Source organism: Streptomyces olivochromogenes, from assembly GCF_001514115.1.
Lineage (GTDB): Bacteria > Actinomycetota > Actinomycetes > Streptomycetales > Streptomycetaceae > Streptomyces > Streptomyces olivochromogenes.
Window position 1 is genome coordinate 1,191,898 of record NZ_KQ948451.1, and the last position, 17,998, is coordinate 1,209,895.

The 17,998-nt window shown below is 70.8% G+C and carries 13 protein-coding genes; 9 read left to right on the forward strand and 4 right to left on the reverse strand.

Annotation, left to right across the window (positions count from 1 at the left end):
• The 3 genes from AQJ27_RS05420 to AQJ27_RS05430 form a co-directional block, all read right to left on the reverse strand.
• On the reverse strand, positions 1-1,685 hold a 1,685-nt coding region (locus AQJ27_RS05420; protein ID WP_244313866.1), incomplete at its 3' end, for a SpoIIE family protein phosphatase.
• A gap of 159 nt (positions 1,686-1,844) precedes the next feature.
• A complete protein-coding gene (locus AQJ27_RS05425; protein WP_067362248.1) occupies positions 1,845-4,229 on the reverse strand; it encodes an MFS transporter in 2,385 nt (794 codons plus the stop codon).
• Between the two features lie 184 nt (positions 4,230-4,413).
• Positions 4,414-4,857 carry an SRPBCC family protein gene (locus AQJ27_RS05430; protein ID WP_054230290.1) on the reverse strand — a complete coding sequence of 148 codons (444 nt, stop codon included), beginning with the start codon at positions 4,855-4,857 and terminating at the stop codon, positions 4,414-4,416.
• A 149-nt stretch (positions 4,858-5,006) separates the two neighbouring features.
• On the opposite strand from AQJ27_RS05430, the gene AQJ27_RS05435 reads away from it, so the two are divergent.
• The 4 genes from AQJ27_RS05435 to AQJ27_RS05450 all read left to right on the forward strand — a co-directional run bounded on the left by AQJ27_RS05435 (position 5,007) and on the right by AQJ27_RS05450 (position 8,846).
• A complete protein-coding gene (locus tag AQJ27_RS05435; RefSeq protein WP_067362251.1) occupies positions 5,007-6,059 on the forward strand; it encodes an Rv2578c family radical SAM protein in 1,053 nt (350 codons plus the stop codon).
• Positions 6,060-6,229: 170 nt separating this feature from the next.
• Positions 6,230-7,834, forward strand: coding sequence for an alpha/beta hydrolase (locus tag AQJ27_RS05440; protein WP_067362254.1), 1,605 nt, complete (start codon positions 6,230-6,232; stop codon positions 7,832-7,834).
• Positions 7,835-7,890: 56 nt separating this feature from the next.
• Positions 7,891-8,289 carry a RidA family protein gene (locus tag AQJ27_RS05445; protein ID WP_054230293.1) on the forward strand — a complete coding sequence of 133 codons (399 nt, stop codon included), beginning with the start codon at positions 7,891-7,893 and terminating at the stop codon, positions 8,287-8,289.
• Between the two features lie 26 nt (positions 8,290-8,315).
• Positions 8,316-8,846: a GNAT family N-acetyltransferase gene (locus tag AQJ27_RS05450; RefSeq protein WP_067362864.1), complete on the forward strand. Its 531-nt coding sequence runs from the start codon at positions 8,316-8,318 to the stop codon at positions 8,844-8,846.
• A gap of 141 nt (positions 8,847-8,987) precedes the next feature.
• Here the strand turns inward: AQJ27_RS05450 and AQJ27_RS05455 are convergent, their stop codons facing one another.
• The gene (locus AQJ27_RS05455; RefSeq protein ID WP_067362257.1) at positions 8,988-9,557 is read right to left on the reverse strand and encodes an adenylosuccinate lyase; all 570 of its coding nucleotides are present in this window, start codon (positions 9,555-9,557) and stop codon (positions 8,988-8,990) included.
• Between the two features lie 376 nt (positions 9,558-9,933).
• Between AQJ27_RS05455 and AQJ27_RS05460 the strand changes: the two genes are divergently transcribed.
• The 5 genes from AQJ27_RS05460 to AQJ27_RS05480 all read left to right on the forward strand — a co-directional run bounded on the left by AQJ27_RS05460 (position 9,934) and on the right by AQJ27_RS05480 (position 17,994).
• Entirely contained in the window at positions 9,934-11,739 is a 1,806-nt protein-coding gene (locus AQJ27_RS05460; protein WP_067362260.1) for a 3-hydroxyacyl-CoA dehydrogenase family protein, read from the forward strand.
• Between the two features lie 136 nt (positions 11,740-11,875).
• Positions 11,876-12,688 carry a TetR family transcriptional regulator gene (locus AQJ27_RS05465; RefSeq protein WP_067362868.1) on the forward strand — a complete coding sequence of 271 codons (813 nt, stop codon included), beginning with the start codon at positions 11,876-11,878 and terminating at the stop codon, positions 12,686-12,688.
• Between the two features lie 948 nt (positions 12,689-13,636).
• The gene (gene ccrA / locus AQJ27_RS05470; RefSeq protein ID WP_054230524.1) at positions 13,637-14,974 is read left to right on the forward strand and encodes a crotonyl-CoA carboxylase/reductase; all 1,338 of its coding nucleotides are present in this window, start codon (positions 13,637-13,639) and stop codon (positions 14,972-14,974) included.
• Between the two features lie 9 nt (positions 14,975-14,983).
• The gene (locus AQJ27_RS05475) at positions 14,984-17,032 is read left to right on the forward strand and encodes a protein meaA (protein ID WP_067362263.1); all 2,049 of its coding nucleotides are present in this window, start codon (positions 14,984-14,986) and stop codon (positions 17,030-17,032) included.
• On the forward strand, positions 17,029-17,994 hold the full coding sequence (locus AQJ27_RS05480) for an HpcH/HpaI aldolase/citrate lyase family protein (RefSeq protein ID WP_067362265.1): 966 nt from the start codon (positions 17,029-17,031) through the stop codon (positions 17,992-17,994). The genes AQJ27_RS05475 and AQJ27_RS05480 overlap by 4 nt, the downstream gene beginning before the upstream one ends.
• Positions 17,995-17,998: the final 4 nt, after the last annotated feature.

Genomic DNA, 17,998 nt, shown 5'->3' on the forward strand with positions numbered 1-17,998 from the left:
TCGAGGTTGCGCAGGAGTTGGGCGGGCGGCAGGTCGAGCGCCGCCATGGTCTGCACCGCCGTACGCAACTGGCCCATCATCGCCGCCGAGTTGAGGCCGTGGCCCATCACGTCGCCGACGACGAGGGCGGTGCGGGAGCCGGGCAGTTTCACCGAGTCGAACCAGTCGCCGCCGACGCGTCCCAGCAGGGTGCCGGGCAGATAGCGGGTGGCGATGTCGCAGCCGGCCATGCGGGGCGCGATGTGCGGCAGCATGCTGTCCTGGAGGGTCTCGGCGACGCTCTCCTGGTAGGTGTACATGCGCGCGTTGTCGAGGACGAGGCCCGCGCGGGCCGCGAGTTCGGCGCCGGTGACCCGGTCCATGTCGTTGAACTCGACGCGCTCCGGGTGGCGCAGCAGGATCATGAACCCGAGGACCACGTTGCGGGCCTTCAGGGGCACGACCAGCATGGAGCGATGGGTGATCAGCGGCCTGATGTCGCGCTTCTCGAACTGCGCGGCGATCATGTGCCCCATCTGCTCGCTGATGCGCGGCACGAGGACGGGTTCACCGGTGGTCATGCACTGGAAGAACGGTGTGTGCGCGGGGAACGGCATGGCCTCGCCGACCGGCACGACGTCGTCCCAGCGGCCCGGCTCGTCGGTGTGTTCGAGGGCGACGCGGTGCCACATGGTGGTCGTGTCGGGCACACCGTCGGGGAAGCCCTCACCGGCGACGACCTGTTCGCGCAGATAGGTGCCCGCCACGTCCGTGAAGCGCGGCACCACGGCCCGGCTGACCTCGAGGATCGTCTGCGCGAGGTCGAGCGAGGTGCCTATGCGCCCGCTGACCTCGTTGAGGAACTCCAGGCGCTCGCGGACGGCGACGTACTCGAGGTCCTCGCCCTCCTCGTCCTGGAGCTCCTGCGGCAGGGGCTCGCCGGTGGCCGCCGCGCGCGCCGCCCACTCACGGCGCGCCTTGCGTTCGGCGCGCCGGGGCACGCCCCAGTCGGGAGTCACGGGCACCCGGTCGTTCTGGCTGAACTCCAGGACGGGGTAGCCCAGTTCGAGGACCTGGGCGACGATGCGGGCGCCCTCTCCCACGCTCATGCTGGGCAGGATCTCGGGCAGTCTGCGGGCCAGTTTCTCGGCGCCGGGGAAGTCGGTGTGCAGCGCGAAGCCGGGCGCGATGCGCTCGATGGCCACCTCGTCGTCCTCGTGGCGCAGCGCGTCCGCGTCGGCGGCGAGCACGAGCAGTCGCTCCGGTCCGGGGCCGACCAGCGGGTACGCCCACCACAGGACGTCCACGCGGTCCCGCTCGGGCACGGTGAGCCGGGCGCGTCCGGCGGCCGGGTAGGAGAACCGTCCACCGAGGGAGGACTCCAGGCCGGGGCCGAGTCCGTCGTACGCCGCGTACGCCCCGTAGGGCGCGATCTCGTCCTCTTCGGGGAGCACGCCGGAGACGGGGAGCAGGTCGACGGCGGGGCGTCCCACCGCGTCCTCCTTGGACACGCCGAACTGCCGCCGGGCGCCGGTGCTCCAGTGCGACACCAGTCCGTCGCGGTCGACGACCACCACGGCCAGCGGGATGCGCCCGGCCCCGGTGTCCTCCACCGCGTCGTCCCCAGCTCCGCGGCTGTGCGGTGCGCCCGCTTCGGTGCCACTCGCGGTGCCACTTTCCGTGCCACTTGCTGTGCCGCTGTCCATGGCCGAGGCCCTTCCTCCCCACGGCTCCGCAAGATCTGTGCCGCCTTCACTACCGTACGGCTGCGGCCCGTCGCGATGTGTGGCAATACGGGAATTGACCTTTCCAGGGGGCGGCTCCGGCGCACCGCCCGCCTCCGCGAAGGTTCCCGCGGCGGCCGTTCAGTCCTCGTGGCCGAGCTGCAGATCCCGCTCCGTGCGCCCCCCACCGGCCACTTGCAGCACGGTGGCCACCGGCGGATAGCCCGCCGCGATGACGGTGTACTCGCCGGAGGACAGGTCGACGAACCGGAACGCCCCGTCCGGACCGGTGGTGAGGGTGTCCACCACGTTCCCCGCGGCGTCCAGGAGCGTCACCCGCGCGTCCTCGACGGGCCGGCCGCCGCCCGCCCGCACGGTGCCGCGCAGCACGGCGCCGCCCGCGAGTTCGACGTCCTGGCGGGTCTCGCGCGAGGCCTGCACGCTGACGGGAAGGGCGGCCGGGCGGAACGCGGGCGCGCTGGCGGCGAGGGTGTACTCGCCCGCCACCAGCTCCGTGATGACATAGCCGCCCTCGCGCCCGCTGCGGGTGGTGGCCACGACTTCCCCGTGGACGTTGGTGAGCGTGACGGTGGCGTCGCGCACGGGGCTGCCGTCCGCGGTCAGCACGCTCCCGGCGAGGCGTCCGGCGCCGCCGAGGACGACGTCCAGTTCCACGGGACGCTCGCCGATGGTCACCGAGACGGCCTGCGGCTGGTGGCCGCCGGCCGCGGCGATCAGGACGTACGACCCCGATCCGGGCGTGGACAGCGCGTACCGGCCGTCCTCGCCGCTGGCGCCCCGCCCGATCTGCTGTCCGGCGATGTCGATGAGGGTGAGCGCGGCGCGCGGCACGACGGTCCCGTCGGGGTGCTGCACGGTGCCGCAGACGGGGATCCCGGCGGCGTAGGACGAACGGGCCTGCGGGATGGGGGCGTTGACCCGTGTGGCTTCCGGGTCGGCGATGGGGGCGTTGTGGGACACCAGCGGTTTCTCCTTGAGGAAGCAGGCGATGAGCAGGCCCAGGACGAGCACCGGGACGAGGTAGAGGAAGATCCGCGGCATGGCGTCCGCGTAGGCGTGGACGTAGGCGTCGCGCAGGGCCCCGGGCAGGGAGTGGACGAGCTGCGGGGTGATGGACTCGGGGTCGGGCAGGCCGGTGCGCGGGGGCAGGCGGTCGGCGAGCGCCTCCGAGAGCCGGTGGGCGAACAGCGTGCCGAAGATGGCGGCGCCGACGCTGCCGCCGATCTGCCGGAAGTAGTTGTTGGCGCTGGTCGCGGTGCCGAGGTCGGCGGGGCGCACGGAGTTCTGCACGGCGAGGACCAGGACCGGCATCACCATGCCGATGCCCGCGCCGAGGATGGCCATCCAGATGCTGTACTGCAGGCGGGGCGTGTCGACTTCGAGGCGGGACAGCAGCCACATGCCGAGGGCCGACAGGGCGCTGCCGAGGACCGGATAGATCTTGTAGCGGCCGGTGCGGCTGATGAGCTGTCCGCAGATGATGGAGGCGCCGACGATGCCGCCCATCATGGGGAGCATCAGGAGTCCGGACTCGGTGGCGCTCGCCCCGTCGACCATCTGCAGGAAGGTCGGCAGATAACTGGCCGCTCCGAAGAGGGCGACGCCGATGACGAGCCCCACCAGCGCGGTGATGTTGAAGACGCCGTCCTTGAACAGCCTCGGCGGGATGAGGGGTTCGGTGGCGAAGCGCTCGGCGACGAAGAAGAGGACGGCCGCGACGAGCGCGCCCGCGCCGAGCCCCATGATGACCCGTGAGCCCCAGGCGTACTCGGTGCCGCCCCAGCTGGTCAGCAGGACCAGGCAGGTCGACGCGGCGGCCAGCAGCAGCACTCCGAGTACGTCGACGCGTCCGCGCGCGGGGGGCCTGGGCAGCTTCAGCACGACGGTGACGACGGCCAGGGTGAGCAGGCCGAAGGGCACGTTGATGTAGAAGCACCAGCGCCAGGAAAGGTGGTCGGTGAAATAGCCGCCCAGGAGGGGGCCGGCGACGGAGGCGAGGCCGAAGGCGGCGCCGATCAGGCCCATGAAGCGGCCGCGCTCGCGAGGCGGCACGATGTCCGCGATGATCGCCTGCACGCCGATCATGAGGCCGCCCGCGCCGATGCCCTGGATCGCACGGAAGGCGATCAGCTGGTCCATGCTCTGGGCGCGTCCCGAGCACGCCGAACCGGCCACGAAGACGACGATCGCGAACTGGAAGACGCCCTTGCGGCCGAAGAGGTCGCCGAGCTTGCCGTAGACGGGGAGTCCGACGGTGGAGGTGAGCAGATAGGCGGTGATCGCCCAGGACATCCTGCCCAGGCCGTGCAGCTCACCGACGATCTTCGGGAGCGCGGTGGCCACGATCATCTGGTCGAGGGCGGCGAGCAGCAGCGCGAGCATGAGCCCGAAGAAGACCAGCCGCACCTGGCGCGGGCTCAGCCGGGCGGTCCCGGGGGCCGGTGGAGGGGAGTGCTGCGGAGGCGCGGCAGCCGGTTCGTCCTGCACCAGAGTGATCCCGCCCACGTACCGCTCCCCTCGTCGCGCCCACCGCACAATTCCCGCTTATCGCGACAACTGTGAGCAAGCGCGACGAGTTACGGCGTACCGCCGCGTCGCGAGGAGATCCACTCGAACCGGTGAGGGTGACAACGCGCCCCGGAGAGTTGCCTCTTGGGCCGTGCGGCCGTCAAAGAGGCGGACGTCCCGGCTACTTCTGCGTCTCGGTGGCGAGCTTGTCGAGCACCAGGTCATAGATCCTGCCGAGGCCCTTGGGCGCGAAGGTCTTCTCGAAGAAGCCGCCGATGCCGCCCGCGCCGTCCCAGACGGTGGTGACGACGACGCGGGACTTGCCCTCGCCGGCCGGGGTGACCCGCCAGGTGGTGACCATGGAGGAGTTGCGGTCCTTCTCGACGAGCTCGCCGTCGGTGGGCTCGGTGACCTCGAGCAGGCAGTCGCGCACCCGCTTGCTGGTGGCCTGGAGCTTCCAGTGGACGAGGGTGCCCTCACCGTCGCCGCCCTCGCGCACCTCGTACTCGCTGAAGTGCTCGGGCAGCAGCTTCGCGCGCGTGCCGCTGTAGTCGGCCAGGGCGTCGAACACCGCCTCCGCGTCCGCCGCGATGACCCGTTCCGTCGTGGCCTCGACCTGCGCCATTGCACTTCCTCCAGCACTTGGTGACTCGGGGTGTGCGGCAAGCCAACCACCCGGCGGCCCGACCCCCCAAATCGGGGCCCCGGAATACCGGTCGCACGATCAAGGGAACATGTGTTCTATTCTGTGCCCAGTGCTACCGAGGAGGCGTCATGCGCTGGGACAACCTCACAGCGGACCCCGCCGGGGACCGTGCCCGGGACGCCGCGCTGTTCGGCGCGGACGCGGTGACCACCCGTACGTTCGACAGCCCGGAGTTCCGTGGCATCACGTTCCACGAGATCCGGGCCCGCTCGATCGTGAACCGGGTACCGGGGGCCTCGCGCATGCCCTTCGAGTGGACGGTCAACCCCTATCGGGGCTGCACACACGCGTGTGTGTACTGCTTCGCGCGCAAGACCCACAGCTACCTGGACCTCGACACGGGACTCGACTTCGACTCCCAGATCGTGGTGAAGGTCAACGCGCCGGAGCTGCTGCGCCGCCAGCTCGGCTCGCGCCGCTGGCAGGGCGAGCACATCGCGATGGGCACCAACGTCGACTGCTACCAGCGGGCCGAGGGCCGCTACCGGCTGATGCCCGGCATCATCGCGGCCCTGCGCGACCACGCGAACCCCTTCTCGATCCTGACGAAGGGCACACTGATCCTGCGCGACCTCGACCTGCTGAAGCAGGCCTCCGAGGTCACCGACGTCGGGATCTCGGTCTCCGTGGGCTTCACCGACTCCCAGCTGTGGCGCACCGTCGAGCCCGGCACCCCGGCCCCGGAGCGCCGCCTGGACGTCGTGCGCACCCTCACGGACCACGGCATCGGCTGCGGCGTCCTGATGGCCCCCGTGATCCCCTTCCTGGGCGACAGCCCGGCCCAACTGCGTGCCACCGTGCGGGCGATAGCGGCCTCGGGGGCCACCTCGGTGACCCCGCTGGTACTGCATCTGCGGCCCGGCGCCCGGGAGTGGTTCATGGCCTGGCTGGAGCACTACCACCCGTATCTCGTCCGGCGTTACGAGCGGCTGTACGCGGAGGGCGCCTACGCCCCGAAGTGGTACCAGCGCCGGATCACCCGTCAGGTCCACGAGCTGGCCCAGGAGTACGGCATCGGTCCCACGCGCGCGGGGATGCCCCGCAGGATCGCCGCGCCCTCGGAGCCGGCCGAGCCCGTGGCGCCCGCCACGCCGGAGCCGACCCAGCTCACCCTGCTCTGACCACGGCGAACGGCCGTTGCCCGGCCCGTTCCTGACGGCATCCGGGCGCATCACACGGCTCAATTGGGTCAAGACTTTCCAGAACGAGTTCTTCCGAGGCCCCTTTCCGGGACTATGCGGCGAAGGCCGTGGCGTGCACGGCTCAAAATCCTCCGTCCTCGGGAGGCTCTGTGAAGAAACGCGCAGCTGCTCTGTGCGGGGCAGCCGCCGTACTGGCCGGGATGATCACCTCGATCCCCGCCGACGCGAGCGCCGGTTCCGCGACCGCACCGCGCACCACCCTCACCACCGCGAAACCCACCTGGAAGAAGTGCGGGACCAGCAGCTATCCGACGCTCCAATGCGCGTCCCTGAAGGTGCCGCTGGACCACTCCAAGCCCCACGGCCGGCAGATCACCCTCGCCCTCTCACGCGTCCCGCACACGGCGAAGACGTACCAGGGGCCTCTGCTGGTGAACCCGGGCGGTCCCGGCGGCAGTGGACTCTCGCTGGCCGGATTCGTCGCCTCCTCGCTGCCGAAGGCAGTGGCGGCGCAGTACGACGTCATCGGCTTCGACCCGCGCGGTGTCGGTGCCAGCAAGCCCGCCCTGGACTGCAGGCCCGGGTCCTTCAACCCGGTGCGCCCGGACTCCGTGCCCAGCACCCCCGCGATCGAGAAGGCCAACCTCGACCGCGCCAAGGCCTTCGCGAAGGCGTGCGGCAAGAAGTACGCCGACCTGCTGCCGTACATCGACACGGTGAGCGCGGTCCGGGACATGGACTCGATCCGCGCCGCGCTCGGCGCCAAGAAGATCAACTACTTCGGCTACTCGTACGGCACCTACCTCGGCGCCGTGTACGCGAAGCTCTACCCGCAGCGCGTACGCCGTCTGGTGCTCGACTCCATCGTCGACCCCACTGGTGTCTGGTACGAGGACAACATCGGCCAGGACTACGCCTTCAACGACCGCCACCAGGCGTTCATGGCGTGGGTCGCCAAGCACAACGCGACGTACAAGCTCGGCACGGACCCGGCCAGGGTCGAGGCCAAGTGGTACGCCATGCGCAAGGCGCTCGCCAAGAACCCCGCGGGCAAGAAGGTGGGCGCCTCCGAACTGGAGGACACCTTCATCCCTGGCGGCTACTACAACGGCTACTGGCCCTCCCTCGCCGAGGCGTTCGCGGCCTACGTGAACGACAAGAAGACGGCCCCGCTCGTCGCGGCCTACGAGAACCTCGGCGCCATCGACGCCTCCGGCGACAACGGCTACAGCATCTACACCGCGGTGCAGTGCCGTGACACGTCCTGGCCGCGCGACTGGAACCAGTGGCGCAAGGACAACTGGGCGGTGTACGGCAAGGCGCCGTTCATGGCCTGGAACAACGCCTGGTACAACGCGCCGTGCGCGTTCTGGCCGACGAAGACGCTGCGGCCGGTGAACATCGCCAACAAGGCGCTGCCGCCGACGCTGCTCTTCCAGGCCACGAACGACGCGGCCACTCCCTACCAGGGCGGCGTGACGGTCCACCACGCGCTGCGGGGCTCCAGCCTGGTGGTCGAGCAGGGTGGCGGGAACCACGGCATCACGCTGAGCGGGAACGCCTGCCTGGACAAGTACCTGGCGGCGTACCTCACCAACGGCAAGGTGCCGCACGGCAGCGGTGTGGCCGACGCGGTGTGCAAGAAGCTGCCGGATCCGGAGCCGCAGAGCACGAAGGCGGCGCTGTCCACCGCCTCGGGCGGTGCGTCCTCGGCCGGCGCGACGCTGCACGGGCTGCTCGGCCACCGCGGCTGAGCACGCCCTGCCGGCCCGTCGGGGGCGTTGTCAGACCCATGGTCCACCATGGACGCATGAGTGAGCTGACCCGCATTCCCGCCCCCGACGGGGTCGCCCCCGCCGCCGCGTACTCGCATGTCGTCCTCGGTACGGGCCGCTTCGTGGCGGTCTCGGGACAGCTCGCCCTGGACGAGGACGGCAAGCTCGTCGGCGCGGGCGACGCGGCGGCGCAGGCCCGCCAGGTGTTCGAGAACCTGCGCCGCTGTCTGGCCGCCGCCGGGGCGACCTTCGACGACGTCGTCAAACTCACCTTCTTCGTCACGGACATGGCCCACATGCCGGCCGTCCGCGCGGCCCGCGACGCCCACATACCCGCGGACCGCCTCCCGGCCGCGTCGGCGGTCCAGGTCGCCGCGCTGGTCCGCCCCGAGTTCCTGATGGAGATCGAGGCGTACGCGGTGGTGGGCGAGTGAGCGCGCTCCCGGTCCGGATCCGGGAGATGGTCCTCTCGGACTGCGAGCGGGTGGCCGAGATCCGTATCCGCGGCTGGCGGACCGCGTACCGGGGGCTGATGCCCCAGTCGTACCTCGACGCGCTCAGCGTGGCCGAGGACGCGGCCCGGCGGCGCGAGCGTTTCGGGCGGGGCGGCGGCGCGGTCGTGAACCTGGTCGCCGAGCGGGACGGCGAGGTGGTCGGCTGGTCCTGCCACGGCCCGTACCGGGACGACGAAGCCCGCGGCGACGGCATCGGATCGGCCGAGTTGTACGCGATCTACGTCGATCCCGAGCGAGCCGCGGCCGGAGTGGGCCGCGCGCTTCTCACGGAATCGATCGCCCGCTGCACGACCGCGGGGCACGAGCGAATGCTGCTGTGGGTGCTTGAGGGGAACACCAGGGCGCGTCGGTTCTACGCACAGGCCGGATTCGGTCCCGACGGCGGCGAGGAGCCCTTCGATGTGGACGGTGTCGCGGTGCCCGAGGTCCGGTACGCCCGCACCCTCACGCGCCCCGGCACCGGGGCGCGCCCGTAGCGGGGGAACATCTTTGCGGTTCCGACCGTTCCCGTGCGGACGTCACGGACTACGCTCGAAGGGCCGGGTCCGGGGCGCGACGACACGGTGAGCACGGTCGACGAGGCGCTGCGGGAGGCGGCCCGTCGGCCGCCCGCCGTGTCACCCGGGCAGTCGGGCCAGCGCGCGCACCGCCGCCTCGGCGAGTGCCGGATGGGCGAGCGCCTCGCTCAGGACGGGTCTCGCGCGGACGTCCCCGAGCGCCCCGAGCCCCTCCACACAGGCCAGGGCGACCGCGCGGTAGGGGTCGTGGGGGCGCAGCCTGCGCCCCAGGGTGGTGATCAGCGCCGGTACGGCCTCGGGGGCGCGCAGCTCGACCAGGAGCCGTACGGGATGCAGCGCGTAGGCGACGCGCAGTTCGTTGGTGGCGAGCGCGGCCGCCGCGCGGGCCGTGCGCGGATCGCCGAGACGGGCGAGCGCGTGCGCCGCGGACGTGCAACGCTGCGGGTCGCGGTGGTTCAGCAGCAGGACGAGTGCCTCGAACGCCCGCCGGTCCCCGGCGAGTCCGAGCCTGAAGGCGACCAACTCCCTGGCCCACAAGGGCTGTCCGGGCGCGGTCAGCGCGTCGGCCAGCACATTCGGATCCTCGGTCGCCACGAGCCGCTCGTACTCCGGCGAAGCCCCCGCCTCGTTTCGTAGACGCTCCGTGAGTGATCGCAACTCTTCGTCCATGAAGCCGAGCCTAGGCGCGCTCCCCGCCGCTCCGGGACCTACATCACAAACTCGGGGGCTGGCGCGCTCGTTACCGGCGGGTTAAGCTCAGACGAGCGAGTTACCCACTCGCGTCTTGCTTGCGGTGGCCTGGTGACGCAGCCGCCGTGAGAGCAGTCGGTTCGGTACCTCAGGTACCTCTGTACGACACGGCTCCGGGACAGGGCCGGTCGGCATCACCGTTCCCCGGGTACGCCCTCGCGGGCACCCCCCTCTGGACGGCACCGGGCGTGTGCGCTCGTCAGCCCGGCAACACCCGCACTCTCCGCACTCCGTGCGCCTCCTCGGCGTACCTGCGTGCGCTCCTCAGTCGTCACCCTCTTCCTGGAGTCCCGCGATGGCAACTCCCCTGTCCGACACCCCTCTGTCCCCGCTGAAGACCATTGCCGTCGTCGGCCTCGGCACGATGGGCACCGGCATCGCCGAGGTCCTCGTCCGGGCCGGCCGCGACGTCATCGGCATCGACATCAGCGAGGCCGTGGCCGCCCAGGCCCTGGCCGCCCTCGAAGCCTCCACCGCCCGCGCCGTGCGACGCGAGCGCCTCAGTGAGCAGGAGCGCGCCGACGCCCTGGCCCGCTTCCGCACCTTCACCGACCTCACGGCCGCCGCCGACGCCGATCTGGTCATCGAGGTGACCCCGGAGTCGTACGACATCAAGCAGCAGGTCTTCCGCGCGCTGGACAACATCGTGCGCCCGGACACCATCCTGGCCACCGGCACCAACGCCCTCTCGGTGACGCGCCTGGCCGCCGACTCGGCCCGCCCCGAGCGCGTCCTCGGCCTGCACTTCTTCAATCCGGCCCCGGCGATGAAGCTGGTCGAGGTCGTGTCGTCGGTGCTGACCGCCCCCACGGCCGTGACCGCGGTCACCAACCTCGCGCTCGACCTCGGCAAGGAGCCCGTCGCGGTCGGCGACCGCCCCGGCTTCGTCGCCGACGGGCTGCTGTTCGGCTACCTCAACCAGGCCGCCTCGATGTACGAGGCCAAGTACGCCTCCCGCGAGGACATCGACGCCGCGATGAAGCTCGGCTGCGGGCTGCCCATGGGCCCGCTCGCGCTGCTCGACCTGATCGGCGTCGACACCGCGCGTACGGTCCTGGAGGCCATGTACGCCGAGTCCCGCGACCGGCTGCACGCCCCCGCGCCCATCCTCAAGCAGCTCAGCGAGGCGGGCCTGACCGGCCGCAAGTCGGGACGCGGCTTCTACTCCTACGAGGCCCCCGGCAGCCCGACCGTCGTGCGGGACGCGCTGACCCCCCTCTCCGGCGGCCCCGAGGTCCCCGGCCGCACCGTCCGCTCCGTCGGCGTCGCGGGCTCCGGGACCATGGCCTCCGGCATCGCCGAGGTCTTCGCGAAGGCCGGGTACGAGGTCGTCCTCGCCGCCCGCACCGAGGAGAAGGCACAGGCCGCGAAGGCCCGCATCGGCAAGTCCCTGGCCCGCTCGGTCGACAAGGGCCGGATGACCGCCGAGGCCGCCGCGAGCACCCTGGACCTGATCGTCCCGGCGGGCTCGTACGACGCCTTCGCCGATGTCGATCTGGCCCTGGAGGCGGTGGCCGAGGACCTGGAGGTCAAGCAGCAGCTGTTCGGAGTGTTCGACAAGGTCTGCAAGCCCGGCGCGATCCTCGCCACGACCACCTCCTCGCTGCCCGTCGTCGCCTGCGCCCGTGCCACCTCACGCCCCCAGGACGTGATCGGCATGCACTTCTTCAACCCGGCCCCGGCGATGAAGCTGGTCGAGGTGGTCAGGACCGTCCTGACCGCGGACGACGTGCACGCCACGGTCCGCGAGCTGTGCGGGAAGATCCGCAAGCACCCGGTGGACTGCGGGGACCGGGCCGGTTTCATCGTGAACGCGCTGCTCTTCCCGTACCTGAACAACGCGATCAAGATGGTCCAGGAGCACTACGCCACCCTCGACGACATCGACGCCGCGATGAAGCTGGGCGGCGGCTACCCGATGGGGCCGTTCGAACTCCTCGACGTCGTCGGTCTGGACGTCTCGCTCGCCATCGAGAAGGTGCTGCACCGCGAGTTCCGCGACCCGGGTCTCGCCCCCGCGCCGCTCCTGGAGCACCTGGTGGCCGCGGGCTGCCTCGGCCGCAAGACGGGCCGCGGCTTCCGCGAATATGCCCGCCGCTGAGCGTCCCGGCGACCGGCTGCCCGACACCGCCGACTGGGGCGGACTGCTCGGCCCGGCCGCGGACCCCCTGCCCGTCGAGGGCGGGGGGTTCCCCGGACATGCGCGTTCCCCTGCGCACATGCAGTACGTTCGGGTCATGTCCCAGCCCGCCAAGTCCTCACGTACACCAGCCACGCCCGACGCTCCGGAGAGCGCCGCGGGCAGTCGCGCCGCCGCCCAACGGCTCAAGATGCGCCGAGAACTGGCGGCCGCGGCCATGGAGCTGTTCGCGACCAAGGGGTACGAGGCGACCACCGTCGACGAGATCGCGGCCCGGGCCGGGGTGGCCCGCCGCACGTTCTTCCGCCACTTCCGCTCCAAGGAAGAGGCGATCTTCCCCGATCACGACGACACCCTGATCCGCGCGGAGGCGGTCCTCAACGCGGCTCCGGCGCACGAGCACCCGCTCGACACGGTGTGCCGCGGCATCAAGGAAGTCATGACGATGTACGCGGCCCAGCCCGAGATCTCCGTCTCGCGCTACAAGCTGACCCGCGAGGTACCCACGCTCCGGGAGGCCGAGATCGCCTCCGTGGCCCGCTACGAGCGGCTTTTCACCCGCTATCTCCTGGGCCACTTCGACGAGCACGCGCACGACGACGACGCCAACGACGATCCGCTGCTCGCGGAGGTCGCCGCGTCCGCCGTGGTCACGGCCCACAACCATGTCCTGCGGCGCTGGCTGCGGGCGGGGGGACAAGGCGACGTCGAGGCGCAGCTGGACCACGCCTTCTCCATCGTCCGCAAGACCTTCGGGACGGGGATCGGGGCCGGGCGGGAGACCACGCCCCGTACGGCGCCGGCGTCCACCTTCACCGAGGGTGACGTCCTGGTGACCGTGGCCCGGGTCGACGCGCCCCTGGACCAGGTCATGCGGACCATCGAGCAGGCCCTGCGAGAGCGGTCGTAGAACGCGGGTCACAGGGGCCTCCCGGCCGCCGGGGGCACGGTCCCACCCGGACTCACGCGCGCCCGGAGGACGGGCCGAGCCCCCTCCTGACGGCTCGGCCGGGGACGAATCCGGGGGGGCAAGCTCGGGGCGCGGCACGGTCTTGACGGGTGGGTCTTCACCCTCGCCGAGATCGAGGAACCGTCCACGCGCGCCGTCCGCGCACCGCGATGGCCCTGTACCTGGCCTGCCCGGCGGACACACTCCGACGCCGGCCCGGCACGCCACCGCCCCAGCCGGACGGACGGGCACTGCGAGTCGTGGGCCGAAAAGTGCCGCCCTCGGACATCTACGCCCTCTGGTCGCGTCGCCCGCGCCCCCGGCTCCACCGCCGAGCACCCCCGTCATCGACCGCCCGGCGCCCCCGATGTCCGGGGCTCCCCGGGACGCCTCGCCGGCCCTCCGCAACGCCGACTCACCCCGACCGCGCCCCCGCACGCGCCCCCACACCGGAACCCCCACGCCGTGCCGCCGACACCAGGCGTTCTCCGAAGCGGCCCGCCACCCCGCCCCTCCGGCCCGCGTACCGGCCCTTCCATACCTCCCCTGACCAGTGCGTTTTGATCGATCATCGGTCGATCTGATCGATCATCGCTCACGTGTTACGTAAAGATTTCACCTGAGCGAAACTCATGGCACTCCGTGCCTTGCACGGTGACACGGCGTGCCATACGTTGATGTTGTCCGGGCGGCCGGCGTGCAGAGACCTTTCGTACGCCGGCTGTCCCCGCAAGCCACTGGCGAGCGCGCCCGGACGCCTGCGTCACAGGCAACCTTTTGCGCCAACCCAGCGCTGCCACCGCACCACCACCTTCGCCGAACCGACGGCACACCCCTCACTCCCAGCAGCAGCACCGACGTAACCCTCAAGTGTCTTCCCTCAAGACGCTCATCGCCGGAGGCAACACCGTGAAGGACATCCTGGACGCGATTCAGTCGCAGACGGCCACGTCTGCCGACTTCGCCGCTCTTCCGCTCCCCGAGTCGTACCGCGCGATCACCGTGCACAAGGACGAGACGGAGATGTTCGCGGGGCTCACCACCCGCGACAAGGACCCCCGCAAGTCGATCCACCTGGACGACGTGCCGGTGCCGGAGCTCGGCCCGGGCGAGGCTCTGGTGGCCGTGATGGCCTCCTCCGTCAACTACAACTCGGTCTGGACCTCGATCTTCGAGCCGATGGCGACCTTCGGCTTCCTGGAGCGCTACGGCAGGCTCAGCGAGCTCACCAAGCGCCACGACCTGCCGTACCACATCATCGGTTCCGACCTCGCGGGCGTCGTCCTGCGCACCGGCCCCGGCGTCAACGCCTGGAAGCCCGGTGACGAGGTCGTCGCGCACTGCCTGTCCGTCGAGCTGGAGTCCAGCGACGGGCACAACGACACGATGCTCGACCCCGAGCAGCGCATCTGGGGCTTCGAGACCAACTTCGGCGGCCTCGCCGAGATAGCCCTCGTCAAGTCCAACCAGCTGATGCCGAAGCCCGACCACCTGTCGTGGGAGGAGGCCGCCGCTCCCGGGCTCGTGAACTCCACCGCGTACCGGCAGCTCGTGTCGAGGAACGGCGCCGGCATGAAGCAGGGCGACAACGTCCTCATCTGGGGCGCGAGCGGCGGCCTCGGCTCGTACGCGACGCAGTTCGCGCTCGCCGGTGGCGCCAACCCCATCTGCGTCGTCAGCAGCGACCAGAAGGCGGACATCTGCCGGGCGATGGGCGCCGAGGCGATCATCGACCGCAACGCCGAGGGCTTCAAGTTCTGGAAGGACGAGCACAACCAGGACCCGAAGGAGTGGAAGCGGTTCGGCAAGCGCATCCGTGAGCTGACGGGCGGCGAGGACGTCGACATCGTCTTCGAGCACCCGGGCCGCGAGACCTTCGGCGCCTCCGTCTACGTCACCCGCAAGGGCGGCACCATCGTCACCTGCGCCTCGACCTCGGGCTACAACCACGAGTACGACAACCGCTACCTGTGGATGTCCCTGAAGCGCATCATCGGCTCCCACTTCGCCAACTACCGCGAGGCCTGGGAGGCCAACCGGCTGGTGGCCAAGGGCAAGATCCACCCGACGCTCTCCAAGGTGTACTCCCTGGAGGAGACCGGGCAGGCCGCGTACGACGTCCACCGCAACCTCCACCAGGGCAAGGTCGGCGTGCTCGCGCTGGCGCCCCGCGAGGGCCTGGGTGTGCGCGACGAGGAGAAGCGCGCCCAGCACATCGACGCCATCAACCGCTTCCGGAACGTCTGAGGTCCCGAGATGACTGAGCGTCAGAACGCCGCTGGACGGCGGGAGAAGGACCGGCCGTGGCTCATGCGGACCTACGCCGGTCACTCCACCGCCGAGGCGTCCAACGAGTTGTACCGGCGCAACCTCGCCAAGGGGCAGACGGGTCTCTCCGTGGCCTTCGACCTGCCCACGCAGACCGGGTACGACCCCGACCACATCCTCGCCCGCGGCGAGGTCGGCCGGGTCGGGGTGCCGGTCTCGCACCTCGGTGACATGCGCCGTCTGTTCCAGGACATCCCCCTGGAGCAGATGAACACCTCGATGACCATCAACGCCACCGCCATGTGGCTGCTGGCGCTCTACCAGGTCGTCGCCGAGGAGCAGGGCGCCGACATCACCAAGCTCCAGGGGACGACGCAGAACGACATCGTCAAGGAGTACCTGTCGCGGGGTACGCATGTCTTTCCGCCGGTGCCCTCACTCCGGCTGACGACGGACATGATCGCGTACACGGTCTCCCACATGCCCAAGTGGAACCCGATCAACATCTGCTCCTACCACCTCCAGGAGGCGGGCGCGACCCCCGTCCAGGAGATCGCGTACGCGATGTCGACGGCCATCGCCGTGCTGGACGCCGTCCGCGACTCGGGGCAGGTGCCCGCCGAGAAGTTCGGTGACGTCGTCGCCCGTATCTCCTTCTTCGTGAACGCGGGTGTCCGGTTCATCGAGGAGATGTGCAAGATGCGGGCGTTCGGGCGGATCTGGGACCAGGTCACGCGCGAGCGCTACGGCATCCAGGACGCCAAGCAGCGTCGTTTTCGCTACGGCGTCCAGGTCAACTCGCTCGGTCTGACCGAGGCACAGCCGGAGAACAACGTCCAGCGGATCGTCCTCGAGATGCTGGCCGTGACGCTGTCGAAGGACGCACGCGCGCGTGCCGTGCAGCTGCCCGCCTGGAACGAGGCGCTGGGGCTGCCCCGGCCCTGGGACCAGCAGTGGTCGCTGCGCATCCAGCAGGTGCTGGCGCACGAGAGCGACCTGCTGGAGTACGAGGACATCTTCGAGGGCTCGCACGTCATCGAGGCGAAGGTCGCGGCCCTCGTCGAGGAGTCGCTCGCCGAGATGGACCGGATCGACGAGATGGGCGGGGCGATGGCCGCCGTCGAGTCGGGCTATCTGAAGTCGCAGCTCGTCTCCTCGCACGCCGAGCGCCGGGCCCGGATCGAGGGCGGCACCGAGAAGATCGTCGGCGTCAACATCTACGAGTCGACCGAGCCGAACCCGCTCACCGCCGACCTGGACGCGGCGATCCAGACCGTCGACCCGGCCGTCGAGGCCCGCGTGGTCGCCGCGCTCCAGCAGTGGCGCGACACGCGCTACCAGCCGCCGTTCAACCACCCGCGCCCCTGCAAGGCGCTGGAGCGGCTCAAGGAGGCGGCCAAGGGCACCGGCAACCTCATGGAGGCCACCCTGGAGTGCGCCCGCGCCGGGGTCACGACCGGCGAGTGGTCCGAGGCCCTGCGCGAGGTGTTCGGCGAGTTCCGCGCCCCCACCGGTGTCTCGTCCGCGCCCGTCGCGGTCACCGCCGAGGAGGGCACCGCGCTGGCGCTGGTGCGCCGCAAGGTCGAGGAGACCGCCCGCGAGCTCGGCGTCGGCAAGCTCCGCTTCCTGGTGGGCAAGCCGGGCCTGGACGGGCACTCCAACGGCGCCGAGCAGATAGCCGTGCGCGCCCGCGACGCCGGGTTCGAGGTGGTCTACCAGGGCATCCGGCTCACGCCCGAACAGATCGTGGACGCGGCCGTCGCCGAGGACGTGCACGGCGTCGGTCTGTCCATCCTGTCCGGCTCCCACGCCCAGTTGGTGCCCGACGTGCTGGAGCGGCTGCGCGAGGCCGGCGCGGCCGACATCCCGGTGATCGCCGGCGGGATCATCCCGAACGCCGACGGCGAACTGCTGCGCGCCGCGGGAGTCGCCGCGGTATTCACACCGAAGGACTTCGACATCACCGGAATCATCGGCCGTATCGTCGACGAGATCCGCAAAGCGAACAAGCTCGACCCCCTGGAGGTCCCCGCATGACCACGCCCGTCAACCGCCTTCGCCCGCGGCGTTCCTGCCTGGCCGTGCCCGGCTCGAACCCCCGCTTCCTGGAGAAGGCCCAGGGCCTCCCCGCGGACCAGGTCTTCCTGGACCTGGAGGACGCCTGCGCCCCGCTCACCAAGCCCGAGGCGCGGCACACCATCGTGAAGTTCCTGAACGAGGGCGACTGGACCGGCAAGACGCGGGTCGTGCGGGTGAACGACTGGACGACGCACTGGACGTACCGCGATGTCGTCACGGTCGTCGAGGGCGCGGGCCAGAACCTCGACTGCATCATGCTGCCGAAGGTCCAGGACGCCCAGCAGGTCGTCGCGCTCGACCTGCTGCTGACGCAGATCGAGAAGACGATGGGCTTCGAGGTCGGCAAGATCGGCATCGAGGCGCAGATCGAGAACGCGAAGGGGCTCGTCAACGTCGACGAGATCGCGGCCGCCTCACCGCGTGTAGAGACCATCATCTTCGGCCCGGCCGACTTCATGGCCTCCATCAACATGAAGTCGCTGGTCGTGGGCGAGCAGCCGCCGGGCTACCCGGCTGACGCGTACCACTACATCCTGATGCGCATCCTGATGGCCGCCCGTACGCACGACCTCCAGGCGATCGACGGCCCCTACCTCCAGATCCGCAACCAGGAGGGCTACCGCGAGGTCGCCCGGCGCGCCGCCGCCCTGGGCTTCGACGGCAAGTGGGTGCTGCACCCGGACCAGGTCGCCGCGGCCAACGAGATCTTCTCGCCCTCCCAGGAGGACTTCGACCACGCCGAGCTCATCCTCGACGCATACGAGTACTACACGTCCGAGGCGGGCGGCAAGAAGGGCTCCGCGATGCTCGGCGACGAGATGATCGACGAGGCCAGCCGCAAGATGGCCCTGGTCATCTCGGGCAAGGGCCGGGCGGCCGGCATGCAGCGCACGTCCAAGTTCGAAGCCCCGGAGGCCTGAGCAC